Here is a 25959-nt window from a genome sequence, read left to right on the forward strand (position 1 = left end):
GCGGACTAACTTCGTACAAGTGTTTAATACACGGTTACACGGCCACTGGTCGCGCTGGCGGCCCACAGCGCCTGTGCAAGCTACTTGAGGTCGCGCATTGCCAAGGTATGTATGCGGCTCGCCAGCAGATAGCCCAACGGCAGCGTGGCCAGCAGCAAGAACGCCAGCAGGCTCCACTCGGGAAGGGTCAGGTCCAGAAAGCTCCAGGCCAGCGAGTTGCAGTCGGCGCTGCCAAACAACAGTTGCCGGGCGGCCTCGCTCCAGGACTGCCTGAACAGGCGCGCCAGCGGCACCGGGCAGGCATGGCCGGCATCGTCCGCGCCCTGCAGCCATACGTGCCGTGCGGCCAGCAGGGCACCGGCCAGCGCACAGCCCAGTGCAACCCCCGCATAGCGGCGTTTGCCTGGCGAGGCAGGGGCATGGAGTGTTGCCAGCAGGCATACCAGCGCATAGCCCCCGAGCATCAACCGCTGGCTGAAACACAATGGGCAAGGCGAAAGCGCCAGCGCTGCCTGCAATTGGAAGGTGGCGATCAGCACCACGAGCGCGCCCAGGCAGGCAGGTAGGAAGAAGGTGCGCAAGCGGGCCGGCAGCATGGGCGTTGAATGTTCCGGGGTTGGTAGGGTAGGCCTGAAACGGTAGAGGAAACGTATCCTTTGTTTCAAGGCGCTACTGCCCAGACAATTCACTGCACGGCGAAGGAAATTTCCAGCTACATGGTAGGAAGGGCCTTAGGACGAAGACCGCAGAATTTACCTACACCAGTGGAGAAATTACCCGCCCCCTAAGCCCGCTGCATTGCGCGGGCCCAGGGGTGGTTCAGGCGCGGACGCTCTCTGGCAGGGGCAACGCCAGCAGGCGCTCATCAAGCAGGCCAAGGCCTTCCTGGAACAGCTGGTTGCTGCGCTCGGTTTCACCCAACCCCGCCAGTAACCGAGCCAGCTCGGCGCAGGTTTCCGGGTTGCGCTCCATGCGCAGGCTGCTTTCCAGATAATCCCTGGCCTTGCCCCACAGACGGTTCTGCAGGCTCAGGCGACCCAGGGTGAGCAGCAGGCTGGCGTCCTGCGGGTGCTCTTTGAGCCAACCTTCGGCGGTTTGCAGCTGACGCGCAGGGTCATCACCGCGAACCAGACCATACAGCCGGGCCAGGTGGCTTTCGTACTGGCGCTTGAGCGCAGCGCGCAGCACCTGCTCGGCCTCGCTTTGGGCGCCTGCCTGGCGTAGCTGCTCGGCATAGGCCAGCACCAGCTGCGGCTCCTGGCGCTGGGCAGACGTCAATTGCTGCCAGGCGCGTTCAAGGGCCTGCCGGGCGGTTTGGGCATCTTCACCACGGGTGGCTGCCAGGCTCAGGTTCTGGCCCCAGGCACGGCGCTCCAGCGCCGCCAGCTCGGCAGGCGGCAATACCTTGCTCTTGCGCAGGTCTGGCATCAGGCGGATCAGTGCCGACCAGTCGCCGCGCTCCAGGTGCAGGCGTTGCAGCAGGCGCAGCACCTGGGTGTTGTGCGGATGGCGTTGTTGCATGGCCAGCAGTGTTTCCAAGGCGCCATCGCTATCCCCGCGGTCCATCTGCAACTGGGCATGGGTCAGGGCAACGGCCAGTTCGGCTTGCGGCTGGCGTTCGAGGGCGCGCTCCAGCAGGTTGTCGCTGTCTTCGATGCGGCCCTGCTCGTTCGCCGCACGTGCAGCACCCAGGTAGTACATCAAAGGCTGGCGCTCGGCCTCGGCGGCACGGTGCAGGTGGCGCTGGGCACTGGCCCAGCGGCCCTCGGCAAGGTCCAGCTGCCCTTGCTCGACGGCCAGCCGATTACGCCGGCTGCGATTGCGTCGCGACCAGGGGTTGACCGCACCGCTTGAGGCCAGCACCAGCCCAACCAGAAAGCGCAGCAACAACAACACCGCCACCACCGCGAGCAACCCCAACAGGGCAGCCCACAAGCCGGACTGATAACGGAAACTGCCATAGGACACCATCACGTAGCCGCTGTGGTTGGCCACGGCCACACCCAGTGCTGCGGCAACCACGATGGCCAGCACCGCCAGCAGGTACACGCGCTTCATGGCTTGCCCCCCTCGGCATCAGCCGGCAAGTGGCGGCGCTGGATGTAGTTTTGCACGGCAGCCAGGCTCTGGCTGAGGTCAGGGGTGACCACCGATACCGGCTGCTCGGCCAGAGCGTTGAGGCTATCGAGCATGGCCTTGCTTTGCGGGTTATCGGCGTTGAAGTTGGCGACCAGCACGCTGCGGGCATCATCCAGTGCCTGGGTGTAGACCTTGGCATCACCGTTGAGCGCGGCCCACTGGGCCTGTTCGATGGTGAGGCTCAGTGCCAGGCGCAACTGGTTAAGTTGCTGGCCTGCCAACAGAGGCCGCACGTTGTCGTCGGCATTGAAGTCGATCTGGAAGTACTTGGAGATTTCCGACCACCACTGCGCCAGGCGGCTTGGGCCATCGCCATCTGCGGTGAGTGCGCCCATTGCATTGGCATCGCTGGAAAACTCCGGCGACTGGGCGCTGAGCTGTTGCACTTGCTCACGCTGGGCGGCCAGCTTGAGGAACAGGCCAGTGCGGTCGGGTTGCTGGGTGCTGCTGAGGGTAGCGAGGCTGCGGGCCAGTTGCTCGCGGGCAGCGAAGGCACCCGGGTCGCTCTGTTCGCGCAGAATTTCGTCCGCACCCTCGACCAGCGCCTTGGCACTGGTGATGTCCTGCAGGGCCGACAGGCGCAGGGTCGCCAGGCGCAGCAGGTGCTCGGCCTCGGCCAGGCGCCACTCCTTGCGGCTTTCGCCCAGCACGGTTTCAACCCGCTGGCTGAGGCGCTGCTGATCGCCTTGCAACTGGGCAACCAGCCGGCGGCGGTCTTCCAGCTCGCTGGCCGCCGGCAGGCTGGCCAACTGCGCGCTGATTTGCTGCTCACGCTGCTGCAGCGCCTCGGCGCGCTGGTTCAATGCTTCGAGGTGCTGGCCCTGGTCGAATTCATCGCCCTGCAGCTGGTGCACCTGCCAGGCACCCCAGCCACCGACGCCAACGCCCGCAGCGCCCAGCAGCAAGGCCAGCGCAGCCAGGCCGGTGCCGGAGCGTTTGCCGGAGGGGGGGGTGACGGGCTCCGTCGGCACCTGGGCCGCGGCTTGATCATTATTGGACAAGACAGTCTCGCTCACGTATCCATCCTTTGCATGGGGGCGCATCGCGTACAGCTTAGCGCCTAATCGGCAGGTGCAGCGCTGCGCTGCACGGCTGCCAGCAAGGCCGTGGCGCTGGCGCCACGGCAATCCACAACCTGTTGGGCCCCTGCGGCCCTGGCCTGCTCGGCTACCCGCGGGCTCGGCACGAACAGCGGCATGCGCGCAATCTGCGGCCACGCGGTGCCAGCCAGCTGCTGCAAGTGTTCGAAACCCTGCCCACTGCTGACCACCACGCCATTGAGGCGTTCCGCGTGGATGCGCTGCATCAGGGTACCTGCCGGGTAAGCAGGCAGGCAGCGACGATACAGTTCCAGATATTCGACGCTGGCACCTAGCTGTGCAAGACGCTCTGCCAGCAGTTCGCGACCTCCTACGCCGCGCACAATGAGCATGCGCGGGGCGGCACCCGCCACCGCCTGGCGCAGCGCTGGCACCGCCAGCAAGGCTTCGCTGTCATCGCCTGCCGCCGGGTAGCTCACGTGCAGGCCTGCCTGTTGCAATACGGCAGCGGTCGCTGCACCCACGGTGAACCAGCCGCGCGGCGGCATAGGCAGGCCACACGCGGCCACCTGTTCAAGCAGCAACCTGGCAGCCGGCTTGCTTACCACGATAATGCCGCCAAACTGCCCCAGCTCACCCAGCAGCGCCCGCTGCCTGGCGTCGGGAAGTACAGGTTCGATGGCCAGCAAGGGCAGGCAACTGCTACCCACCCCGGCGTCAGCCAGGCTTTGCGACAGCGCCGCGCAGTCCTCGGCAGGCCGGGTCAGCAACAGTCGCCAGGGGCTCACGGGTGCCCAGCCTCGCCATAGACTTCCTTGAGGATAGCCTCGGCGCCCTGGCTCAGCAGGTCTTCAGCCACCTGTATGCCCAGGGCTTCGGCGTGCGCCCGTGGCGCGCGGGCCTGGGCAACCAGCAGAGTGCCGCCATCCGGGTGACCAACCAGGCCACGCAGCCACAGTTGGTCCTGCTCGAGCACTGCATAGCACGCGATGGGCACCTGGCAGCCCCCGTTCAGGCGCTTGTTCAAGGCGCGCTCGGCGACTACGCGGTCGGCGGTGTCCTCATGGTGCAAGGCTGCCAGCAGGGCATGGATGTGCGCGTCGGCACTGCGGCACTCGATGCCGACCGCGCCCTGGCCGCCAGCGGGCAGGCTCTCATCGACGCTGATACTGTCGGTGATGCGGTCTTCGAAGCCCAGGCGAATCAGCCCGGCAGCCGCCAGAATGATCGCGTCATATTCGCCGGCATCGAGCTTGGCCAGGCGCGTATTGACGTTACCGCGCAAAAAGCGAATTTGCAGGTCGGGCCGGCGGGCCAGCAGCTGGGTTTGCCGGCGCAGGCTTGAGGTGCCGACGACACTGCCGGCCGGCAGCGCCTGGAGGCTGTCAAAGCGGTTGGAGACAAACGCGTCGCGCGGGTCTTCGCGCTCGCAGATGCAGTACAGCCCCAGGCCTTCGGGGAAGTCCATGGGGACGTCCTTCATCGAGTGCACAGCGATGTCGGCTTCGTTGTCGAGCAGGGCGTTTTCCAGTTCCTTGACGAACAGGCCCTTGCCGCCGATCTTCGCCAGGGGAGCATCCAGCAGCTTGTCGCCGCGGCTCACCATCGGCACCAGGGACACGTGCAGGCCCGGGTGAGCCTGCTCAAGACGGGCTTTGACGTATTCGGCCTGCCACAGGGCCAATGCACTTTTACGGGTGGCAATGCGGATTTCGCGAGTGGACATGTAACGCCCCGATACCTAGAAATACCGCCGATGATAACAGCATCGTCAGAGGCACTAGCAGATGCGGATCAACAGCGGATGCGATGGTGAACCTGGGGCGGGAGTAGTGGGGGCAGGTGTATCGAGGCCGCTGGGCGGCCTGTTGCGGGCAAGCCCGCCCCTGTAGAGAAGGCCGGCAACGTTAGAGGTTCTGCATCATTTTGCGCACACCGGCCACGTGGCGGCGGCTCACTGTAAGGGCGTCACCATCGAGCCCCTTGAGGTAAAGCTGGAAATGGCCGAGCGGCGTACGCTGGAGGCGCTCGATACGCTCGCGGGCGACCAGCGCGTTGCGATGGATACGCACGAAGCGATCACCGAACTCATCTTCCAGCGCCTTGAGCGGTTCATCGAGCAGCACCTCGCCACCTTCATGGCGCAAGGTCACGTACTTGTGATCGGCGATGAAATAGATCACCTGGGGTATGGGGATCAGCTCGATGCCCTTGCGGGTTCTGGCACTGATGTGGCTGCGTGGCCCACCCCCTTCGCTGCCCGGCCGGGTGAGCGCGGCCAGTTGCGCACGGTTGGGTTTGTCCGCCTTGCGCAGCGCGTCGCGCAGGGTTTGCGGCTGTACTGGCTTTGCTACATGGCTGAGGGTGCTGCCGTCGAATGCCTCGGCGCCATATTCGTCGTCACCGGTGCAAAACACCAACGCCGGCGGCGCCTCGCGCTCGCACAGGCGCGCGGCCACCTGCAGGCCATCGAGCCCTGGCATGCCGATGTCCAGCAAAACCACATCAGGCTTGAGGCTTTCAATCAGTGCAAGCGCTTCCTCGCCGTTCGTGGCACTTGGCTCCAGCACGGTGTAACCCTCGAGTTCACCGAGCAATCGGCTTAGGCGTTCGCGGCCTTGGGGTTCGTCATCAACGATCAGGACATTCATAGTTGCGCTGGATTCCTGAATGAGTCTGCACGGTCATGGCGTAGACAGGTGTGAGTGGAGCGATGCTGCGTGTCACGCTCTAGACCGGTGCGATGGCCAAAGATTCACTGGAGCCGGCAGATTCGCTGCCCGCCCCTTGTCAAACTGTAGACGGTCCGTGGAACACTGCCGTTCAATCCTGAAAATCTCTGCAACGGTTTTGCGCGGCCTTCGTCTGTCGATTAACTACGTCCTGCGCCCTGCGGCAGCGGGCCCAACCCTGCTATCATCGCGGCAATTTTTTCGTTCACGCCTGCAATGAGTGAATTCATGAGCACTGACAAGACCAATCAGTCCTGGGGCGGCCGCTTCAGTGAGCCCGTCGACGCCTTCGTCGCCCGTTTCACCGCCTCGGTAGACTTCGACAAGCGCCTGTACCGCCACGACATCATGGGCTCGATTGCCCACGCAACCATGCTGGCACAGGTCGGCGTCCTCAGCGATGCCGAGCGTGACACCATCATCGATGGCCTCAAGACCATCCAGGGCGAAATCGAAGCCGGCACCTTCGACTGGCGCGTCGACCTCGAAGACGTGCACATGAACATCGAAGCACGCCTCACCGACCGCATCGGCATCACCGGCAAGAAGCTGCACACCGGCCGCAGCCGCAACGACCAGGTGGCTACCGATATCCGCCTGTGGCTGCGTGACGAAATCGACCTGATCCTGGGCGAAATCACCCGCCTGCAAAAAGGGCTGCTGGAACAGGCCGAGCGCGAAGCCGAAACCATCATGCCAGGCTTCACCCACCTGCAAACCGCCCAGCCGGTCACCTTTGGCCACCACCTGCTGGCCTGGTTCGAGATGCTCAGCCGCGATTACGAGCGCCTGGTGGATTGCCGCAAGCGCACCAACCGCATGCCATTGGGCAGCGCTGCACTGGCCGGCACCACCTACCCCATCGACCGCGAGCTCACGTGCAAGCTGCTGGGTTTCGAGGCCGTGGCAGGCAACTCGCTCGATGGCGTGTCGGACCGTGATTTCGCCATCGAATTCTGCGCTGCGGCCAGCGTGGCGATGATGCACCTGTCGCGCTTCTCGGAAGAGCTGGTGCTGTGGACCAGCGCGCAGTTCCAGTTCATCGACCTGCCAGATCGCTTCTGCACCGGCAGCTCGATCATGCCGCAGAAGAAGAACCCGGATGTGCCGGAGCTGGTGCGTGGCAAGAGCGGCCGCGTGTTTGGCGCCCTGACAGGCTTGCTGACCCTGATGAAAGGCCAGCCGCTGGCCTACAACAAGGACAACCAGGAAGACAAGGAACCGCTGTTCGACGCCGCAGACACCCTGCGCGACTCGCTGCGCGCCTTTGCCGACATGATCCCGGCCATCAAGCCCAAGCACGCCATCATGCGTGAAGCCGCCCTGCGTGGGTTCTCCACCGCAACCGACCTGGCCGACTACCTGGTACGCCGTGGCCTGCCGTTCCGCGACTGCCACGAAATCGTTGGCCACGCGGTGAAGTACGGTGTGGACACCGGCAAGGACCTGGCCGAAATGAGCCTGGAGGAACTGCGCCAGTTCAGCGACCAGATCGAGCAGGACGTGTTTGCGGTGCTGACCCTGGAAGGCTCGGTGAATGCCCGCAACCACATCGGTGGTACGGCACCGGCACAGGTGCGCGAGGCGGTTGCCCGCGGTACGGCGCTGCTGGCCCAGCGGGCCTAGGTGCCGCAGCGGCCTTGCGCAGCGCGTCGCAAGGCCGCCCCCCATCACTGTTTGCGGTTACGCATCATCTCGAGGAAGGCCGGCATCGCCGCTTCCTTGTCTGCGACAATCCGTGCGACGTGCGGGTTCTCGCCCATCTGCTGCAGCAATGCCTTGGCCTGGGGGAAGTCCGCCAGCAAGTCGATGTTCAGCACTTTCTTGCCCACAGCGCTCGCCAGGTCAACCGAGAAGCAGAACATCAGGTCGGCCAGGGTCAGTTGATCGCCCGCTACGAAGGGTGCGAAACGCCCGTTGCGTTTGAGGGTGGCGAAGCCGGACAGCAACTCGGTACGCGCCTTCTCCTTGACCAGCGGCTCCACAGACGTGCCGAAGAACGCTTCGGCGTAGCAGGTGCGCGCAGGCAGCTCGATGTACAGCTCGATTTCCTTGACCAGCTCACGCACCTTGGCCTGGGCGAAAGGGTCAGCCGGCAGCAGCGCCTTGCCGCCTTGGGTGTGCTCGATGTAATCGAGAATGACGCTGGTTTCACTCAAGAAACCGTGCTCGGTTTGCAGCACCGGCACCTTGCCACGTGGGCTGACTTCCAGTACCTGCGGGGTCTGGCCACTGAAGAACAGCACCTCTTCGAAAGGCACGCCCTTTTCCAGCAAGGCCAACTTGACCATGTTGTAGTAGTTGCTGACAGGGAATCCGTAGAGCTTGAGCATGGGTTGACAGCCTCCGGGCCGTAAGAAAATGGCACGGCTTTTATAGCCCCATCGCCCGCGCCTGACCAGCGTCATGCACGCGGTCGATGGCCGGGCATTGCCGATACAGCCGTGGCAAACTGTGCATCCCACAACAGGAGTTGCGCCATGAGCGAACACACCGACATCGACGATGATCAAGACGACGAGGCCTTTGCCGAGGCTACGTTGACGCAGGCAATCGAGAACCAGATCGAAAGCGGCGAGCCCCCTGCGGCCAAGGCCACGTTCAACAAGCTGACCCTGGTCGGCTACGCGCGCGAAGACATCCTGAACCTGATGGCACACGTTCTTGCCTTTGAGATCGACAACATGCTCAGCGAAGACCGCGAGTTCGACGGCCAGTGGTACGAAGCGGCGCTGCGCGCATTGCCTGAGCTGCCGCCTGAGATGGATCAAGGCGACGACGAATAAGCCGGCTACACTCCTAGGTCAGGCACCCCTTGTGGTGCCGCCATCCTTGTCTGGAAGTCAGGAGTCGCCATGTCCTTTTCCCCCGAATTGATCGCCGAACTGGAAGTACTTGCGCTGTTCAACCTCGACAGCAGCCAGGAAGGCATCAAGATTCACAACAACGCCTCCCCCACCCTGATCGCTGCGGCGCAGCGCCTGCACGACAAGGGCCTGACCGATCAGCCTGATGGCGGTTACCTGACCAGCCTTGGGCACGATGCGGTGGAGAGCGTGCAGTTGCTGCAGAACATCCTCAAATCACCGCAGCCAGCCTGAAACCCGAGCACCCCCGGTGGGAGCGGTTTCAGCCGCGAGCCCTGGGGGTGCGCCAGCACTGCGTTAGCTAACGGCGGCCCGGCGCTTTTCCATCAGCCGCGAGCGCCCGTACAGGAACACGATGGCCAGCAAGGCCACTGCCTGTGCCGACAGCGAATAGGCGTCGGCGTGAATCCCCAGCCAATCGAACTCAAAGAACGCCACCGGCCGGGTACCCAGCACGCCCGCCTCCTGCAATGCCTTCACGCCATGCCCTGCAAATACTACAGACAGTGCGCACAGCAGCGCGGCGTTGATGCTGAAGAACAGTGACAGCGGCAGCTTGGCCGAACCCCGCAAGATGACCCATGCCAAACCCACCAGCAGCACCAGTGCAGTAGCCCCGCCCGCCAATACCGCCTGGTGCCCGGCCGGCCCTGCCTGTAACCACAGGGTTTCGTAGAACAGGATCACTTCGAACAATTCCCGGTACACCGAGAAGAACGCCAGCATGGCGAAGCCGAACCGGCCACCACCGCTGACCAGGCTGCTCTTGATGTAGTCCTGCCAGGCTGCGGCGTGACGACGGTCATGCATCCACACCCCCAGCCACAGCACCATCACCGCAGCAAACAACGCCGTGCAGCCTTCAAGCAGTTCGCGCTGAGCGCCACCGACATTGATCACATAGGCAGCCAACGCCCACGTAGCGAAGCCGGCAACCAGTGCCAGGCCCCAGCCGATGTTGACGCTGCGCACCGCCGACTGCTGGCCCGTGTTACGCAGGAAGGCCAGGATCGCTGCCAGCACCAGAATGGCTTCCAGGCCTTCACGCAGCAGGATCAGCAGACCAGACACATAACTCAGCGACCAGCTCAGCCCGTCACTGCCCAGCAACTTGGCGGCTTGGTCCAGCTTGGTTCTGGCTTCGGCCAAGCGTTGCTCGGCCTGGGCGATGGGCAAGCCATCCTGCAATGCCTGCCGGTATGCCATCAGGGATTTCTCGGTGTCCTTGCGGGCCTGGGCGTCGATGTTGTCCAGCGAGCTTTCTACCAGCTCGAAACCCTCCAGGTAGGCCGCTACTGACAGGTCGTAGGCCTGGTCATGGTCGCCTGCACGGTAAGCGGCGAGGCTCTTGTCCAGGGTAGTGGCGGTGTACTCGAGCAATTGCGCCGGGCCGCGTTTGACCTGCGGCGGCTGGGCGCGCTGAGCGCGGAACGCCTGCACGGCTGCTGCACCTTCGTTGGCTGCCACTTCCGCGGGTGTCTGGCGCGCCAGGTCGGCCAGGTTCCACACCTTGTCTCCCTTTGCCGCTTGCGGGTTGGCAGTGAAGCTGGCGATATACGCCGCCACATCCCAGCGCTGGCGGTCGTCCAGCTGGTCAGCGAACGATGGCATCTCGGTACCGTCGATACCCAGAGCCAGCGTGTTGTAGAGGTCGAACAGGCTCAACTGGTCGAGGCGTTCGGTATTTCGCAGGTTGGCGGGGGCCGGTTCCAGGCCGACACCAGCCGGGCCATCGCCCGCCCCGGTATCACCGTGGCAAATGGAGCAGTTTTGCGCATACAGCGATGCGCCACGGGCCTGGTCGGGGGTGATCACCGGCGCTTGGCTCACCTCGTAGGCCACGGCCAGGCGAGCGCCCAATTGGCGAGCCTGCCTGGCGACTGTGGCGCCATCCTGACGCTGGTCGATGGCCTGGCGCAGGGCCTGGATGCCTTGCTGCAGCGCGTTGTGTTCGGCGTTGGCCGGCAGGCTGTTAACCAGCTCAACCAACACAGCACTGAATTCCTGCTGCTCACGGTACTCGCCACTGTCCACTACCTTGCTATCGCGCACGGTGGACGGGTAATCCGCACCAATGTAGTCAAGCAAGTGCAGCGCTTTGGCGGCCTCAGCGGGCGCCTCGGCCTGCGCCAGGGTGCTGCATAGCGCCAGCACTGGACCAAGCAACAACGCAGGCAGCCAGGACAGCAGACGGGTACGGGTTTTCATGGCCAGTCTCGGAGGGAATGCGAAAGAGAACATTGTTCACTTCCACTCAGCTTGCCTCAAGGTTTGTGGGCAGATTTCATGAAAAATCTTGCTACAAATCAGTCGGCGGTCAACCTCCGCATTACCAAGAGCCAGCGTCTGCAGCCAAGCTAAGGGAGCAGCCCTGCCGGCTATTGGCCTAAGGCTTGGCGCTCTCCCTCCAGCCGCCACCCAATGCAAGGAACACCCCAATCTGCCCTACCGCCACCTGGCTGTTCGCCGCCGCCAGTTGCGCACGCATATCGGTGTAGGTGCGCGTCGCCTGCAAGTCCGCCAAAAACGATTCGCGCCCTGCCTGGTAATAGCGGTGGGTCTGGTCTGCCGCTTCTTTCGCCGACCTTTCTGCCTCGGCCAGGGCATCACGGCGGTCAAGCAAGGCACTGTACTGGGCAAGCCGGGTCTGGGTTTCGCGAATGGCGTTCAGCACCACACCATCAAAATGGGCCAACGCCGCCTGGGTAGAGGCTTCAGCCATGCGAATACGCGCCCGGGTGCCATTGGTAGGGATGGACCAGCTGATTTGCGGACCAAAGCCCCAGCGGTTGGTTGCAGGCTCACCCAGGTTGTCAAGGATCCCAATGGTACCGACCTGGGCACCGATGCTGATGTCTGGGTACAACGCGCCGGTAGCAACGCCAATAGTGGCTGTAGCAGCAGCCAATTGCCGCTCGGCCTGGCGCACGTCAGGGCGGCGCTTGAGCAGCGCCGCGCCATCGCCGACCGGTACCAACTGATGAAGCTGTGGCAGTTCGGCACACTCGGCAGTGCCGGCCGGCAACTGATCCACCGGCTTGGCCAGCAGCGCCGCCAGGGTATACAGGCCCGTTTCACGCTCGGCCTTGAAGCGCGGCAACTCGGCGCGCAACGATTTGAACTGGGTTTGCGAGCGGGTGACCTGGGTTTCATCGCCACGGCCCGCATCACGCAGGCGCTGGCTGAGTTGCACACTCTGCTGCTGCAGGTCGAGTGACTCGCGGGCAATGTGGTATTCCTCGTTGGCCGAGCACACCTGGGTATAGGCCTTGACCACATCCGCCACCAAGGTAATGCGCGCCGTGTCGGCAGCCGCCTGCACCGCATCGGCATTGGCCTTGGCAGCCTCGGTACCGCGCTTGAAGGTGCCCCACAGGTCGAACTGGTACGAGGCGCTGATGATCGCCTCGCCGATGTTGGCCACCGGCACTTTTTCGGTCAGCAGGAAGGCTTCACCCGACTCTTGCAGGCGTTGCGCACCGGCCTTGACGCCGCCGCTGAAGCCGCCCTGGGATTCGGCAACGTCCACCTGAGCACGAGCCTTGGCGATGTTGGCCGCTGCAACCCGCAGCTCGGTATTGGCGCTGAGCGCCTGGCGCACCAGCGCATTGAGGCGTGGGTCCTGATACAGCTGCCACCAGCCCTCGGGCACCGGTGCCGACACCACGCTGCCACTGTCCTGGCGCAACGGGCCGTTGAGGTCGCTGCGCTGCACGGCGGCGTCCTTGGGCACTTCATAGTCGGGGCCGACCATCATGCAGGCGCCCAGCGACAGGCAGAGACCCGCCAGCATCAGCTGTTTCATCGCTACTGGCCCTCCACGATCGAAACCGTGGCGGTACGCCCGGCGACCATTCGGAAATCCGGTGGCACTTCGTCGAAGGCGATGCGCACCGGAATACGCTGTGCCAGGCGCACCCAGCTGAAGGCAGGGTTGACGTTGGGCAGCAGGTTCGCGCCGCTGCTGCGGTCACGGTCCTCGATGCCGGCTGCGAAGCTTTCTACATGCCCGCGCAGCCGGGTGTTGTCACCCATCACGCGGATATCCACCGCGTCACCAATGTGGATGCCGCCCAGCTTGGTTTCTTCGAAGTAGCCATCGACGTGGTACGACGCGCTGTCGACCACCGACAACACCGGCCGCCCTGCGGTGACGAACTCATGGTTGCGCGGCGCGCGGTCGTTGAGATAGCCGTCCACCGGGCTGCGCACCACCGAGCGGTCGAGGTTCAGTTGCGCGGTATCCACCGCCACCTGGGCCTCACTGACCGCAGACCGGGCACGGGCTTCGCGCGACTGGCTTTCTTCCAGTTGCTCGGCAGCCACCAGGTTGCCCAGCTTGCGATTGCGTCGGGTTTCCCGCGACGCCTGGGCCAGGGTTTCCTGGCGCTCACCAAGGGTGGCCTTGGCCTGGCGCAGGGCCAAGGTGAAACGGTCCTGGTCGATGGTGAACAGCACATCGCCGCGTTTGACGGTTTGGTTGTCGCGCACCTCCACCTTCTGGATAAGCCCGGACACGTCCGGGGCAATCTGGATCACGTCGGCACGGATGTGGCCGTCGCGGGTCCAGGGGGCGAACAGGTAATACACCACCATCTGCCACACAAGTACGGCGGCAAAGGTCACGACCAGCAGGGTAAGGACCACACGGCCCAGCGTCAGCAAAGGTTTTTTCATGGCAGCATCAGGCTTCGACAAAAATGGTCCACCGCACCGAGCAGTACGGCGTAAAGGGCAACGTTGAACAGTGCGCGGTGCCAGACCAGGCGGTAGAAGTGCACGCGCACCAGCACCGCATGCACCCCCAGAAACAGCAGGTAGGTCGCAAACATCATCACCAGCAGCGTGGGCAGGAATACCCCGCTGATATCCAGTTCACCAATCACAGTGGCGCTCCATCCAGCCCGGGAGGCAGTTGCGGTTGTTCGGCAGGCTCCAGCATTACCTCCACCCCGGGCAGCAGCGCCAGGCGCAAGCCGGCCAGGGCATGCAGCAGGTGGGTGCGGGCCGCGCCGCGTTCATGCGGGTTATCCAGGTTCAGTGCCAGGCGCGCACGCTCCATGCTGCGCAGCAGCGCTGTTGACGCATGCAGGCGCTCGCCGACACGCAGGCAGGCGGCGTAATGCGCACCCACTTCCTCGATGACCGTGGCCAGGCGCTGGCGGCCTTGCTGCCCCGCGCGCGGCATGTAGGCCAGCAGGTCCAACAGGTTGAGCCCCACGCGCAGGTCGCGCAGTGCTACACCGCTGTCCTGGCCGGTTTGCGACAACCGCGGCAGGTGCTGCATCAGGCGGTCGAGCATCTGTACCCCCACCTTGCGGTGCTCCGCGAGGGTGGCCGGCTCGGTCATCTCGACGATGTCGCGCCAGGTGAAGCGGGTCATGCGTTTGGCCGCCAGTTCCACCCCGAACGGGCGCATTACCAAGGTCCAGACGAAGGCGAACAACAGCCCCACCGGCCCGGCCAGGTTGGAATTGAGGAAGGTGAAGAAGTCCGCGTCGTACGCCCCCTGAATGCTGATGAAGGTGGAGGTGTTGACGATGGTCAGCAGGGTGCCCAGGTAGAAGCGCGGTTGCACGGTCAGTGTGCCAATGCAGATGAAGGGCACGGCGAAGGCCAGCACCAGCATCGGGAAGTCGTGCAGGTTGGGCAGCACCAGGAACAGGTACAGGCTGGAGAAGATCACCGACATCAGGGTCCAGAAGAAGAACCGGTAGATCTGTGGCGCCGGGTCATCCATGGCGGCGAAGAAACTGCATGACACCGCCGCCAGGATCACCGCACTGGCGCCGTCATTCCAGCCCAGGCCGATCCACAGCCCGCATGCCACGATGATCGCCAGCACGGTGGACGCTACCGAGTACAGCATCAGGCCGCGGTCAAAGAACGGCTTCAGACGGGCCAGGCGCCAGTGCCGGTACACGGCACGCCACGGTGTGGCATCGTCGCTGCGCAGCGCATGCTGCAGGGTGCAGCAGTCCTGCCACAGGTCGACCCACTCGGTGAGCCGGTACAGCGCGTTGGACAGCAGCAACTCTGCACGCTGGTCGAGGGCCTCGGCCCCTGGCTGCAGGCGGTCGATGTCGGCATGCAGGGCAGCCCAGCGCCCGATCGAGGCGCTGTCGGCAGTGCCCGCGAGCCATTGCCGGGCGGCATCCAGCACAGGTTGCAGTTGTTCGAACTGCTGTGGCGCACGGCCGTGCAACGCCGTCAGCGCGTCATCCAGGGCATCGAGCACCGGCAGCAGGTGGATCATGCGCCCGCGCAGTTCGCGTACGTTCTTCAAGGTGTGGGGGCCGGCGCCTTCATGGCCGAGCTGGCCGATCATCAACTCCAGGGAGTTGAACGTGGTTACCATGGCCCCGCGCATGCCACCCACGTCACTGGTGCCAGACAGCCGCGCCAGGTAGCTGTCGCTGTAGCGGATGGCATCGTTGAACCAGTTGCCGGTCGCACCCACAACCACCGGCGCCAGCCGGCGTGGCCAGAAAATGGCCCCGACCACTGCCGCACAGACAATGCCCAGGCAGATTTCCTGAGCCCGGGAGGAGGCCACGTCGAAAACCGCCAGCGGGTTGTCGACCACGGCCAGCGCGATCATCGGCAAGGTGTAACCGGCCAGCATCAGTACATAGTTATTGGCGGTACGCAGGTTAAGCGAGAGGAACAGCAAGGTACCGGTCCACAGGGCAATGGCGATGCTGAGCAATAACGGCGATTGCACCAGCGGCGGTACCAGCAGCACGGCCCCGGCGGCGCCCAGCAAGGTACCCAAGGCGCGGTACAGTGCCTTGGAGCTGGTAGGGCCGAGGAACGGGCTGGAGACGATGTACACCGTAGCCATGGCCCAGTAAGGGCGTGGCAGCTGCATCAGCAGCGCGATGTACAACGCGATCATGGAGGCGGCAAAGGTGCGCACACCATAAAACCAGTCACGGGCCGGCGGTACCGAACTGAAGAAACCGTTCATGCCAGGCCACCCGTGCTGCCCAGGCCGGCTGCTTCGAAGGCACGCAGCACGCGCAACGCACCGTCGAGGTCCGCCTGGTCGACACCGCCCAGCACATCGCCACGCAACCTGACCAGTTCGGCTTCGATGGCTTCGGCCAGGGTGCGGCCTGCGTCGGTCAGGCTCAGGGCCTTGGCTCGCCGGTCCAGCGGGTCCTCACTGCGCACTACCAGGCCGGCTTTGCACAGCTGGTCGAGCAGGCGTACCAGCGAAGGGCTTTCCAGGCCGGCAGCCTGGGCCACGGCAACCTGGTGCACACCATCGCCCAGGCGCACGATCATCAGCAGCGGCGCCGCGCAGGCCTCGGAGATACCGTAGCCGGTCAAGGCGTTGTGGCAGATGCGCCGCCAGTGACGAGCGGCAACCACCAGGCCGCTGCTGACCTGCAGGCGCAGAAGATCAAGGGACATAGGTAGACCAGCTATATTCATAGTTTGCTAACTATCAATATACGCCTGGCACTCCCCCTCTCGTCAACCGCTGCCGACGGAGGGCATACCGCAAAGGGTGTACATCACGGGTGAATCTGGTCTTCCAGTTTCATCGTCAGCGCCAGGGTGCTGCCCATCTGCACGGCGCGGTCCCGCCACTGTTCGTAGCGCACCTTGTCGCGGCTGCTGAAGTGCACAGCCAGTTCCTCGGCCGCCTGTACCACCCCCGCTGCGGCAGCCAGTTCAAGCCAGTACAAGGCAGGCTTGAGCTCAGCCTGCACGTACAGCCCGTGCATCAGGCGGTAACCGACTTCGAAGCGGCAGCGCGCCTCGCCCTGCTCGGCGCCGCGCAGGAACCACTGGTAAGCCTGCGCAGGGTCTACCTGCCATTCAAGCCCGCCGTCACACACTTCTTCTTCCAGCAGGTCGCCCAACGCGGCAGCGGCATGCAACATGCCCCGCTCGAAGGCCTGCCGGTAGCACTCTGCTGCCTGCACGTAGGAAGGCTCGACGCCTTTGCCAAAGTAGTGTTGCTGCCCAAGGTTGAACCATGCCGCCGCACTCCCCTGCAACGCTGCCATGCGCAACAGGTGCCCCGCCAGCACGGTATCTGCACGCCAGTACTTGCCATTCAGCCAGATCCAGCCCAGGTCATTGAGGGCTGCCACATTGCCCTGCAACGCTTGTAGCCGCAGGTCGCGATACACCGCCTGCAGGTCGCTGGCCTCGTCCAGGCGGCTGACCAGCAGGGAGCGTTGGCTGGGCAGCCCGACCCCGGCAAACAACCGCTGTCGCTTCCCCACGGCGGCTGGCGGGGTGATGACCCGCTCGGGAAGAAGGCGGGCAAGCAGCGAATGGATATTGCTGGCAGCAGACATGTTCATCCTCATTGAACGACGCACAACCCCAACCTTCGGCTGTGATGAGGCGTGATTCTGCGGGATGGCACGTCAAAACCTGTCGCGAACGATACGGTACCAGGCAACCAAACGTCACTTACTTGATCTGAGCGGTCTGTGGCCAATTGCCATGCCCCTCGCGTGCCGCCATCCTATTGCGGCAAGCCTAGACAAGGACGTTATCTTTTGCCGTTCGCCACCACTCGCGCCACCCTAAGCCGTCAGTGGGCACTGCTGCGCCAGTTGCCCAGCCGCTCCCCCGGCATCACCAGCTCCGAACTGGTCTGGCGCCTGCGAGACCTGGGCTTCAGCGTTAGCAAACGCACCGTAGAGCGTGACCTCAACGAGCTGTCACTGATCTTTCCACTGGAGCGCAATGACAAGAGTATCCCGTTCGGCTGGCACTGGTCGGCCAGTGCCGTGGGTGAATTGCGCGGCAGTTCGGACCTGCTCGCCCATTTACGCGGTGATGCCGTGCTGCCTGTGCAGGGGGACGGCATCGAACTGGTTGCCCGCATCAGTGACACGCTTGCCCGGCAACTGCGCGAAGCGCCATTGAGCAGCGACATGCAGCTGACGGCGCACAAGCAGGGCCATCAGCTGCGGGCCACGGTCAGCGATGGTTGCCCGTTGCGGTGGTGGCTGTTGAGCCAGGGTGATGCGGTGGTGGTCGAGCAACCGGCGCAGTTGCGCGACGAGATTGGCAAGATCCTGACCAATGCAGCAGCGCAGTATCAGGACCTGAAACCGTAGCAGGTCAGCGCTGCATACCCCAGCGGCGCACCGTCAACCGCTCGAGGGTATTGAACACCAGGCCCTCCACCAGCAACCCGATCAGAATCACCACTGCAAGCCCGGCAAACACCTTGTCGGTGTACAGCTCGTTGCGGTTCTGGAAGATGTACCAGCCAAGGCCGCCTTTGCCGCTGCTCGCGCCGAACACCAGCTCTGCTGCAATCAGGGTGCGCCAGGCGAATGCCCAACCGATCTTGAGCCCGGACAGGATCGACGGCAGGGCTGCCGGCACCAGGATGTGCAGCACCAGCCGCAGCCCTTTCAAGCCATAGTTGCGCCCCGCCATGCGCAAGGTTTCGGACACGCCGAGAAAACCGGCATAGGTATTGAGCGCCAACGCCCACAGCACGGAGTGCACCAGTACGAAGATAAGGCTGTTGTCGCCCAGCCCGAACCACAGCAAGGCCAGTGGCAACAGGGCAATCGCCGGCAACGGGTTGAACATGGAGGTCAAGCTGCCCAGCAGGTCACGCCCCAGCTGGGTCGACACCGCCAGGCTGGTGAGGCCGAAGGCCAGGATGATCCCAAGCACGTAACCTTTGAGCAGAATGACCAGCGACACGCCAACCTTGGCCGGCAACTCACCGCTGACCAGGCCGCCCCACAGCGCCGTGGCTGTCTGCAGGAAGGTCGGCAGCAGCAGGTCGTTGTCCTGGTAACGGGCAACGGCCTCCCACAGCAGGGCGAGCACCACCAGGATAACCGCCTTGCGCAGCCAGCCGTGTTGCCACAGGCGCTGAGCCAATGGCAGGTTGCGTTCCACAGGCACACTGAGCAACGGCTCCAGCTGCACCTCGTATTCCTGGCGTACAGGGGTAGTGGTCATGGCTGAAGCTCCTGTCAGTAGGCGATACGGATGTCGTTGAAGCCAAGGCCTTCGGCTTGTTCGGGGGTATCGGCTTCATCGAACAGCAAGCGGTGGATGCGCCGGGCACTGGCCTGGAAATCGCGGCCACCCAGGCTGCCCAGGCCGTATTGGTGGCTGTGCACTTCGGCGCGTACCCGCCCGGGGTGGGGCGACAGCAGCAAGATGCGGTTGCCTACCACCAGGGCTTCCTCGATGGAATGGGTAACGAACAGCAGGGTGAAGCGCACCTCTTCCCATAGCAGCAGCAATTCTTCCTGCATCTTGCGTCGGGTCAGCGCGTCGAGTGCCGCGAACGGTTCATCCATCAGCAGGATCTTCGGCTGCGTGGCCAAGGCCCTGGCAATGGCCACGCGCGCCTTCATGCCGCCCGACAGGGTGTGCGGATAGGCATCTGCAAAGGCTGCCAGGCCGACTTTCTCCAGGTAGTGCAGCGCCCGCTCTTCAGCCTCTGCGCGTTTCAGTTGGCCCGATACCAACAGCGGGAACATCACGTTCTGCTTTACCGTTTTCCAGGGCGGCAACTGGTCAAACTCCTGGAACACGACGATACGATCCGGGCCGGGGCCGCTGACCGGCTGCCCCTGCAGCACAATCTGCCCCGCCTGGGGCTGAATGAAGCCGGCCACGGCCTTGAGCAAGGTGGACTTGCCGCAACCAGAAGGGCCGAGCAGCACGAAGCGGTCCGCCGGGTCGACCTCGAAACTCACCTGGTGCGTGGCGCGCACCACGCGTTGCCGGGTACGGTATTCGAGGGTGAGGTCATCCACTTTCAGCAGCGGCGGCGTGGCCACACGGTCGAGGTTGCTGACCGTGTGGCCTGGCAATGATGCAGTCATGCGCTCAGCTCCCCTGCAGCGGGCGTTCATCCTGGAAGAAGTAGTCCTTCCACGATTCAGGCTTGTGCTTGATGGCGCCTACCCGGTAGAGAAATTCGGCAAGCTTGTAGGTGTTCTTTGGGGTGACGGTGAATTCGTACTGCGGGTTGTCGATCAGTTTGATCAGTGTTTCACGGTCGATCTTGGCATTGGTCACGCGGATATAGGTGTCGGCAGCGGCTGCCTTGTCGTTCTGGGCAAAGGTGGCAGCTTCAGCCAGGGCATCGACAAACGCCTTGTAGGTCTTGGGGTTGTCCTTGCGGAATTTTTCAGTCGCAAACAGCAGGGTGGGCGAATTCGGCCCGAGCAGGTCGTAGCTGTTGAGCACCACATGCACGTTCTTGTTGGCCAGCGCCTGGTCCTGGAACGGCGGGTTGGAGAAATGGCCGTTAAGCTCCGTACCCCCTGCCAGCAGTGCGGCAGTGGCATCAGGGTGCGGTACGGCAAGGGTGTATTTGTCCAGCCGGTTGTACTGGGCGTCGCCCCACTGCTGCGCTGCCGCGTATTGCAGGAAGCGCGACTGCACGGACACACCCACTGCCGGCACTGCGATGCGGTCTTTGTCTGAGATATCAGCGATGGTTTTCACAGCAGGGTTGCTGCTGACCAGGTAATACGGGAAGTTGCCCAACGAGGCCACGGCCTTGACGTTCTGCCGCCCCTTGGTGCGGTCCCAGACGGTAAGCAGCGGGCCTACCCCTGCCCCCGCGATATCCACCGAGCCAGACAGCAATGCGTCATTGATGGCAGAGCCGCCAGACAACTGGGCCCAGTCGACTTCGATGTCGATGCCCTGCTGCTTGCCGTGCTTTTCGATCAGGTGCTGGTCTCGCACTACGTTCAACAGCAGGTAGACGATGCCGAACTGTTCGGCGATGCGGATCTTGCCTTCGGCATGAGCCAGGTTAGGGGCAGCCAGGCTGCCCACGACCAAGCTTGCGCCCAGGCCGATGCTTGCCGCCAGGCGGCTGATGGATTTGCGCATGATGGTTTCCTCAGTCGTCAGAACGGGGCATCGCCCTGGATGGTGGTGCGGTAGAGTTTGCGCCGCAGGTGCGCGGGGCAGCCGGCGGCCAGGTGGATGAGCGAGCGGTTGTCCCAGAACACCAGGTCGTGCGGCTGCCACTGATGGCGGTAGATGTTCTGCTCCAGCACGCTCAGGGCGTAGAGCTGCTGCAGCACGTCACGGCTTTCATCGTCCGGCAGGCCGACGATGCGGGTGGTAAACCCTTCGCTGACGAACAGGGCCTTGCGGCCGTTCTCGGGGTGCGTGCGCACCACCGGGTGGATCACTTCCTGAACTTGGGCCAGCTGCTCGGCGGTAAGGGCGGGGCGCCAGTTGCCTTCGAACTTGGTTTCGGCATAGCGCGCGGTGTAGGAATGCGCGGCATCGCGCCCGGCAATGACCTTGCGCAGCGCATCGGGCACAGCCTCCCAGGCCTTGTGCATGTCGGCGAACAGGGTGTCGCCGCCTTCGCTTGGCAGCTCCTGGGCGTGCAACATCGAACCCAGGCTGGGCAACGCTTTGTACGACAGGTCTGAGTGCCAGAACTTGCCGGCATCGCCCAGGCCGATGTTCTGGCCGTTCTCGACGATGTTGGAAACAATCAGAATTTCCGGGTGGCCGGCCAACAGGAACTGTTTGAGCACATGGATCTGCAACTCGCCGAAGCGGCGGCTGAAGGCAATTTGTTGCTGGGGGCTGATGCGCTGGTCGCGAAACACCAGCACATGGTGATCGAGGTGAGCGCGATGGATACGGCTGAAATCATCGGCATTGACCGGCTGGGCAAGGTCCAGGCCGATAATCTCGGCGCCAACGGCACCGGAGAACGGGCGGATTTCGAAGCGTTGCGGCTGGGCGCTGTCGAGGGTCGACAAGGCGTTCGAGGCGGCTGGCATTTTTCACTCCACGCAGTGCGCGACTCCAGGACGCGCAACGATCAGAAACGCACGGGGTATTCCCGTGTGGGTTCAAGTCGTGCGGCGCATCGATTGGTCGACGGGTACGCAGTGGGGTGAACTATAAATGCATAAGAAAAATTATTTAAATACTCTTAAAGAATAAACATAGTTCATCCATTCCGGCTTGTTCCGCGATCAGATCAAGCCACCCTCCTCTTCCTCTTCGATCAGGTTGTTAAGGCTGCTGAGCGCCTTGCGCGCCGTGGAACGGTTCAGCAACTTGGCCTGGGCACCGGGTGGCAGGTCGGTGATCTTGAACACGCCCTTGGCAGTGAGCACATCGATCAGGTCCTCGAGCACACGGATCATGTCCAAATCGCTTTGCTTGAGCTGGTTCAGGCTGTTTTCCACGACGTCATCAGCAAACCACTCCTGGATGTCGGCATGGTCGGCCGGGAGCATTTCGGTGAATTCGTCAAAAGCGGCTGCTTCTACCCGCAGCAACTGGCCGGCAGCGTCGCGTTGCACGTAGAACATGGCAGAGTCCCTCGTCACAGTGGTTCCTTGTCAGTAGACAGCAGCATAGGCAAAAAGCGCCGGGCACGTTGGCCCGGCGCCGGATTATGCGCTGTGGTGGTTAGGCGGGGAAGCCTGGCTGGCGCATTGGGGCGGCGCTGGAGGCCGCCCCGTGCACAGTTATCAGCTGTCCTTGTTATGGATGATGATGGTCGGGTCGGCACCGCTGATCAACGAGTTGATCGATTGGTTGGACCAGTTCACACCTTCCAGCTTGATGGTGACATCGACGTTGGCCAGGCCACCGGTAGCATTGAGCTTGCCTTCACTGCTGACCTGGAGCGTGGTCGTACCTTCCACCGTGGTGAGCTTCAGGTAGTTATCGATCGTACTGCCCTTCTCGCCCTGCAGCAGGTCCTTGAGGTCGATACGGTCGCCTTCACCCTTGTTGAAGTCCTTGATCACATCGTTGCCGTAGTCGCCGGCCTTCCATACGAAGGTGTCGGCACCGCTGCCACCGATCAGGATATCGTCACCCGGGCCGCCAATGAGGATGTCGTTGCCGGAGCCGCCCAGCAGGATGTCATTGCCCTTGCCACCGTCCAGTGTGTCGTTGCCGCCTTGGCCAAAGAGAATATCGTTGCCGTTACCGCCCGACAGAATGTCGTTGCCGTCGTTGGTACCGGAGATATCGAACTCTTTGTAATGCTCGGTGATGTACTGGTGCATCGCCTTGCTGTCCACGGCACTGGAATCCACACCGGTCTTCATCGCGACATAGTTCTGCAGCGCTTCAATGCCGTTGCCTGCAACCGACGGCATGGTGATCAGGTCGCCGAAGATGATGTCGTTACCGTCACCGCCATTGACCGTGTCATTGCCTGGCGCTGTAGCGTCGGTATGGCCGAGTACCGCATTGGCCAGGTTGGAGGCGTCGATGTTGGTTTGCGGATTGCCGTCAGAGTCGTAAGGCTTCAGGTCATCGGTATTTACACCGCTGCCGATACCAATGGCTTCGATGGTTGGCGACAACGCCTTGAGCAAGGCGAATGCGCTCTTGGAGTTGCTGACGGTGTCGGCGTCGGCGTAGTTACCTTGGCCAGCAAGGCTCGACAACTCATACGTACCATCACCCTGCGCATGTAGCACGCCGCTCACAGTTGTTGTGGTCCAGCCGAGGAAGCCGACCTTGTACACAGCCAGGTTGCCGTTGCTGTCAATCTGCAGGACGTTGTTGTTGTCCAGGTTGACGTTCACGGTCTGGCCAAGCTTGTAATTGATCGACGACAGGTAGGCATCCATCATGATGTTTGCCTTACTGCTGCTATAGCTGACAAGCGTAGGGTTGGTCCTCTCGCCGGTCTGGTAGAACGTAGGCTGGCCGTCGGTGATGAAGAAGGTCTGGTTAGTGCCGGACACACCTGCATCTTTCAGGTTCTGGAACCAGTTTGCCGTAGTCTTGAACGCATCTTCGTAGTTGGTACCGCCGTCAGCACTCATTGCGTTGAGTGCGTTTTTCAGTGTCTGCAGGGCGGAACCGTCGGACAGGTTCACCGAAACGGTCGATTTCACCTGGGTGGCGAAGTCCACCAGCAGCACGTTGACCGTACCGGATGTGGAACCCTTCACGCTGTTGGACAGGGTGGTGAACACAGACTGCAGTGCTTTCTGCGCAGCATCCACCGAGTTCTTCATGCTGCCCGAGGTATCCACGATGAATGCCAGGTTGTAGCTCTGCCCTGGGGTCACATGGAAGCCACCGATATCAGACACGATGATCTCGTTGGCGCCGGTACCGGTGAAGTTGTCGCTGTCGGCGGTCAGGTTGGTGGACGAGTAGGTGTCGCCGTACACCGTGACCTTGATCGTGCCTTCGTTGACTGCCTTGCTGCCGCCAACGCTCTCGGTGGAGGTAGAGGTGACCTTCACGTCGAACTGGCCCTGGTAGTAGGCCGGTGGCTTGATGGTGAGGCTGCCCAGCTTCCAGCCGGTAACATCTACACCCGACGCGCCCACGGTGGCGGTATGGCCAGCACCATCACTGACGACCGAGCCTGCCGGGATACCGGACAGCTTCACGTTCAGGCTTTCAGAGCCGTCGGTGTCGGTCAGCGCGGTAGAGATACCGACCAGTTTGACCGTGCCATTCTCAGGCCCTTCGTTGAGCTTGTAGCCGTCGTAGTAATTCTGGCCGTTGACCGTGTGCATGTCGGACACGCTCAGGCCAGCGTTACCCATCTCGGTGACGTTCTGGTACATCTTGATGTTCGAGCTGCTCAGGTCCGTCACGGCACCGGAGCCCACCTGGATATTCAGGTCGTAGCTACCCGGGCCAGACTGGTTGGCATGGTAGATCTCGATTGGGTAGTAACCCGAGGAGGCCGGCGTGAAGGTGCCGGACACCTGGCCACCACCGCCCCAGGTGGTGGTAACCACGGCCTTGCCGCCTACGGTCACCAGGAAGCTGTCGTCAGCCGTACCGCTGAAGGTGTAGGTTTTGCCAGCTTCCAGGTAGATCAGGCCGGACGTCTTCGAACCGGTACCCGCGTTCACATTGCCGTCGGACTGCACGTTGGTGATGGTGCCGCTGGAGTTGGCGTTGCCAGAGTTGGCAAACACCGTCTTCAGCTCGTCGCCGGTAATACCGTTGCCGCCGGTGCCCAGGTTTTTAAGGCTGGTCCACACTTCCTTGGTCAGCCCTTTGGACTCGACATCGGCACTGCCGATTGCCAGCGTCGGCATGTCGGCCACCGGGCTGATATCGACCTTCATGGTCACTTCGGTGCCCAGGTTGGTGCCATCGTTCGGTTTGTACTTGAACTGTGCGTAGTCAGCCTGCTGGTTGCCCACACCGGTGCCGCCGTAGCCATCGGCGCCGGACTGGTTGAGCAGCGGCACGAACTTCAACTTGCTGGCAGTGATGTCCGCCTGGCTGACCACCTGGCCCACAGTGACGTTGGTCCAGGTGGTGCCATTGAAGAACTTCAGGCTACCGGCAACCGGCAGCGAAGTGATGGTCACAAACAAGCCGGTGTTGCCGTCTGGGTCGGTGACCTTGAAGTCATTCCAGGCGAACACGTAGTCGGTATCTTCGACGCCGTACACAGCGCCGCCCGGCGACACGGGCAGGTTGTCGTTGTCGATGATGGCCGTGGTGACGCTGCCCTTGCTGCTGTCCACCTGCAAGTTTTCGAAGTTGCCACCGGTGGCACTGTCGATCTTCACGGTGAAGTTCTCGGTACCTTCCACCAGCTTGTCATCGATGGTCGGCACGTCGAAGGTCACCCCGGAGCTGTTGGCCGGGATCTTGACGGTGGTAACGCCCGTGAAGTCTTCACCGTTCTTGGCGGTGCCGGAATAGCTGAGGGTGACGGTGACTTCGGCTTTCGACGGATTGCTCAGGGTCAGTGTGTAGTGGGCCGTTTCACCTTCGGTCAGTGATGTGGTGCCGCTGATGCCCACGGTGGTCAGGTCGCCCTGGCCCGCAGGTTCGTCGGTCACGGCGGTGGTCACCGAAGCCTTGTTGGCTACCAGGTTCTCGAACTGCTTGTCACCGGCAACTGCCAGGTCGGTGATCGCCTTCACAATGGAAGGCTGGCCGCCCACGTACACGTCGTCGGGTGCGTTGATGCTCACGGTGCCGCTGGCAGAGCCGGCAGCGATGAACACCTGGGTGCCACCGGTCAGGGTCACGGTCACACCGCCGTGGCCAGTGACTGGCAGGCTGCTGTCTTCACTCACCAGGGTGACGGTGTAGGTGATCTTGCCCCCTTCGACCACGGTGGTGTTATCCACAGACAGCACCGCGGTGACCTTGCTGATGGTGTCGGTCACGTTCACCGACGCCGGGCCGCCGATGACCAGGTTCTCGAACGTGGCGTTC

24 protein-coding genes are annotated in these 25959 nt (G+C 63.0%); 4 read left to right on the forward strand and 20 right to left on the reverse strand.

The window, feature by feature from the left end; translation table 11 throughout:
• Positions 1–80: 80 nt before the first annotated feature.
• The 6 genes from PPA02S_RS21865 to PPA02S_RS21890 form a co-directional block, all read right to left on the reverse strand.
• On the reverse strand, positions 81–596 hold the full coding sequence (locus PPA02S_RS21865) for a disulfide bond formation protein B (protein ID WP_028635549.1): 516 nt from the start codon (positions 594–596) through the stop codon (positions 81–83).
• 223 nt (positions 597–819) lie between these two features.
• Complete coding sequence (locus PPA02S_RS21870) at positions 820–2058, reverse strand: heme biosynthesis HemY N-terminal domain-containing protein (RefSeq protein ID WP_028635550.1); 1239 nt, start codon at positions 2056–2058, stop codon at positions 820–822.
• Positions 2055–3155 (reverse strand): uroporphyrinogen-III C-methyltransferase, encoded by a 1101-nt coding sequence (locus PPA02S_RS21875; RefSeq protein ID WP_028635551.1) that lies wholly within the window; start codon positions 3153–3155, stop codon positions 2055–2057. The genes PPA02S_RS21870 and PPA02S_RS21875 overlap by 4 nt, the downstream gene beginning before the upstream one ends.
• Positions 3156–3199: 44 nt before the next feature.
• The gene (locus PPA02S_RS21880; protein WP_028635552.1) at positions 3200–3967 is read right to left on the reverse strand and encodes a uroporphyrinogen-III synthase; all 768 of its coding nucleotides are present in this window, start codon (positions 3965–3967) and stop codon (positions 3200–3202) included.
• Positions 3964–4905, reverse strand: coding sequence for a hydroxymethylbilane synthase (gene hemC, locus PPA02S_RS21885; RefSeq protein WP_028635553.1), 942 nt, complete (start codon positions 4903–4905; stop codon positions 3964–3966). Before hemC ends, PPA02S_RS21880 begins: the two co-directional genes overlap by 4 nt.
• Before the next feature lie 181 nt (positions 4906–5086).
• Positions 5087–5830 carry a LytR/AlgR family response regulator transcription factor gene (locus PPA02S_RS21890; RefSeq protein ID WP_028635554.1) on the reverse strand — a complete coding sequence of 248 codons (744 nt, stop codon included), beginning with the start codon at positions 5828–5830 and terminating at the stop codon, positions 5087–5089.
• Between the two features lie 309 nt (positions 5831–6139).
• Between PPA02S_RS21890 and argH the strand changes: the two genes are divergently transcribed.
• Positions 6140–7537: an argininosuccinate lyase gene (gene argH / locus PPA02S_RS21895; protein WP_028635555.1), complete on the forward strand. Its 1398-nt coding sequence runs from the start codon at positions 6140–6142 to the stop codon at positions 7535–7537.
• A gap of 44 nt (positions 7538–7581) precedes the next feature.
• On the opposite strand, the gene PPA02S_RS21900 is transcribed toward argH, so the two are convergent.
• Positions 7582–8244 carry a glutathione S-transferase gene (locus tag PPA02S_RS21900; RefSeq protein ID WP_028635556.1) on the reverse strand — a complete coding sequence of 221 codons (663 nt, stop codon included), beginning with the start codon at positions 8242–8244 and terminating at the stop codon, positions 7582–7584.
• A 147-nt stretch (positions 8245–8391) separates the two neighbouring features.
• On the opposite strand from PPA02S_RS21900, the gene PPA02S_RS21905 reads away from it, so the two are divergent.
• On the forward strand, positions 8392–8697 hold the full coding sequence (locus PPA02S_RS21905) for a hypothetical protein (RefSeq protein ID WP_028635557.1): 306 nt from the start codon (positions 8392–8394) through the stop codon (positions 8695–8697).
• A gap of 69 nt (positions 8698–8766) precedes the next feature.
• Positions 8767–9012 (forward strand): TIGR02647 family protein, encoded by a 246-nt coding sequence (locus PPA02S_RS21910; protein ID WP_028635558.1) that lies wholly within the window; start codon positions 8767–8769, stop codon positions 9010–9012.
• Positions 9013–9075: 63 nt separating this feature from the next.
• On the opposite strand, the gene PPA02S_RS21915 is transcribed toward PPA02S_RS21910, so the two are convergent.
• The 7 genes from PPA02S_RS21915 to PPA02S_RS21945 form a co-directional block, all read right to left on the reverse strand.
• A complete protein-coding gene (locus PPA02S_RS21915) occupies positions 9076–11019 on the reverse strand; it encodes an FTR1 family protein (protein WP_028635559.1) in 1944 nt (647 codons plus the stop codon).
• A 145-nt stretch (positions 11020–11164) separates the two neighbouring features.
• Positions 11165–12583: an efflux transporter outer membrane subunit gene (locus tag PPA02S_RS21920; protein ID WP_028635560.1), complete on the reverse strand. Its 1419-nt coding sequence runs from the start codon at positions 12581–12583 to the stop codon at positions 11165–11167.
• A gap of 2 nt (positions 12584–12585) precedes the next feature.
• Positions 12586–13455, reverse strand: coding sequence for an efflux RND transporter periplasmic adaptor subunit (locus tag PPA02S_RS21925; RefSeq protein ID WP_028635561.1), 870 nt, complete (start codon positions 13453–13455; stop codon positions 12586–12588).
• Positions 13452–13664 carry a DUF1656 domain-containing protein gene (locus tag PPA02S_RS21930; protein ID WP_028635562.1) on the reverse strand — a complete coding sequence of 71 codons (213 nt, stop codon included), beginning with the start codon at positions 13662–13664 and terminating at the stop codon, positions 13452–13454. The genes PPA02S_RS21925 and PPA02S_RS21930 overlap by 4 nt, the downstream gene beginning before the upstream one ends.
• Positions 13661–15748 (reverse strand): FUSC family protein, encoded by a 2088-nt coding sequence (locus tag PPA02S_RS21935; protein WP_028635563.1) that lies wholly within the window; start codon positions 15746–15748, stop codon positions 13661–13663. Before PPA02S_RS21935 ends, PPA02S_RS21930 begins: the two co-directional genes overlap by 4 nt.
• Positions 15745–16197 carry a MarR family winged helix-turn-helix transcriptional regulator gene (locus PPA02S_RS21940; protein WP_028635564.1) on the reverse strand — a complete coding sequence of 151 codons (453 nt, stop codon included), beginning with the start codon at positions 16195–16197 and terminating at the stop codon, positions 15745–15747. Before PPA02S_RS21940 ends, PPA02S_RS21935 begins: the two co-directional genes overlap by 4 nt.
• A gap of 104 nt (positions 16198–16301) precedes the next feature.
• On the reverse strand, positions 16302–17096 hold the full coding sequence (locus tag PPA02S_RS21945) for a tetratricopeptide repeat protein (protein ID WP_028635565.1): 795 nt from the start codon (positions 17094–17096) through the stop codon (positions 16302–16304).
• Between the two features lie 207 nt (positions 17097–17303).
• Here PPA02S_RS21945 and PPA02S_RS21950 point away from each other — a divergent pair, with 207 nt between their 5' ends.
• A complete protein-coding gene (locus PPA02S_RS21950; protein WP_028635566.1) occupies positions 17304–17870 on the forward strand; it encodes a WCX domain-containing protein in 567 nt (188 codons plus the stop codon).
• Positions 17871–17874: 4 nt separating this feature from the next.
• Here PPA02S_RS21950 and PPA02S_RS21955 read toward each other — a convergent pair whose 3' ends face one another.
• The 6 genes from PPA02S_RS21955 to PPA02S_RS21980 all read right to left on the reverse strand — a co-directional run.
• Positions 17875–18738 carry an ABC transporter permease gene (locus tag PPA02S_RS21955; RefSeq protein ID WP_028635567.1) on the reverse strand — a complete coding sequence of 288 codons (864 nt, stop codon included), beginning with the start codon at positions 18736–18738 and terminating at the stop codon, positions 17875–17877.
• Between the two features lie 14 nt (positions 18739–18752).
• A complete protein-coding gene (locus PPA02S_RS21960) occupies positions 18753–19616 on the reverse strand; it encodes an ABC transporter ATP-binding protein (RefSeq protein ID WP_028635568.1) in 864 nt (287 codons plus the stop codon).
• Positions 19617–19620: 4 nt separating this feature from the next.
• The gene (locus PPA02S_RS21965) at positions 19621–20640 is read right to left on the reverse strand and encodes an ABC transporter substrate-binding protein (protein WP_028635569.1); all 1020 of its coding nucleotides are present in this window, start codon (positions 20638–20640) and stop codon (positions 19621–19623) included.
• Positions 20641–20657: 17 nt separating this feature from the next.
• Positions 20658–21557 (reverse strand): TauD/TfdA dioxygenase family protein, encoded by a 900-nt coding sequence (locus tag PPA02S_RS21970; protein ID WP_028635570.1) that lies wholly within the window; start codon positions 21555–21557, stop codon positions 20658–20660.
• 198 nt (positions 21558–21755) lie between these two features.
• A complete protein-coding gene (locus PPA02S_RS21975) occupies positions 21756–22097 on the reverse strand; it encodes a hypothetical protein (protein ID WP_028635571.1) in 342 nt (113 codons plus the stop codon).
• A 162-nt stretch (positions 22098–22259) separates the two neighbouring features.
• Positions 22260–25959: immunoglobulin-like domain-containing protein (locus PPA02S_RS21980; RefSeq protein ID WP_042141868.1), on the reverse strand; the 3700-nt coding region annotated here is incomplete at its 5' end.

The organism is Pseudomonas parafulva NBRC 16636 = DSM 17004 (assembly GCF_000730645.1).
Classification (GTDB): Bacteria; Pseudomonadota; Gammaproteobacteria; order Pseudomonadales; family Pseudomonadaceae; genus Aquipseudomonas; species Aquipseudomonas parafulva.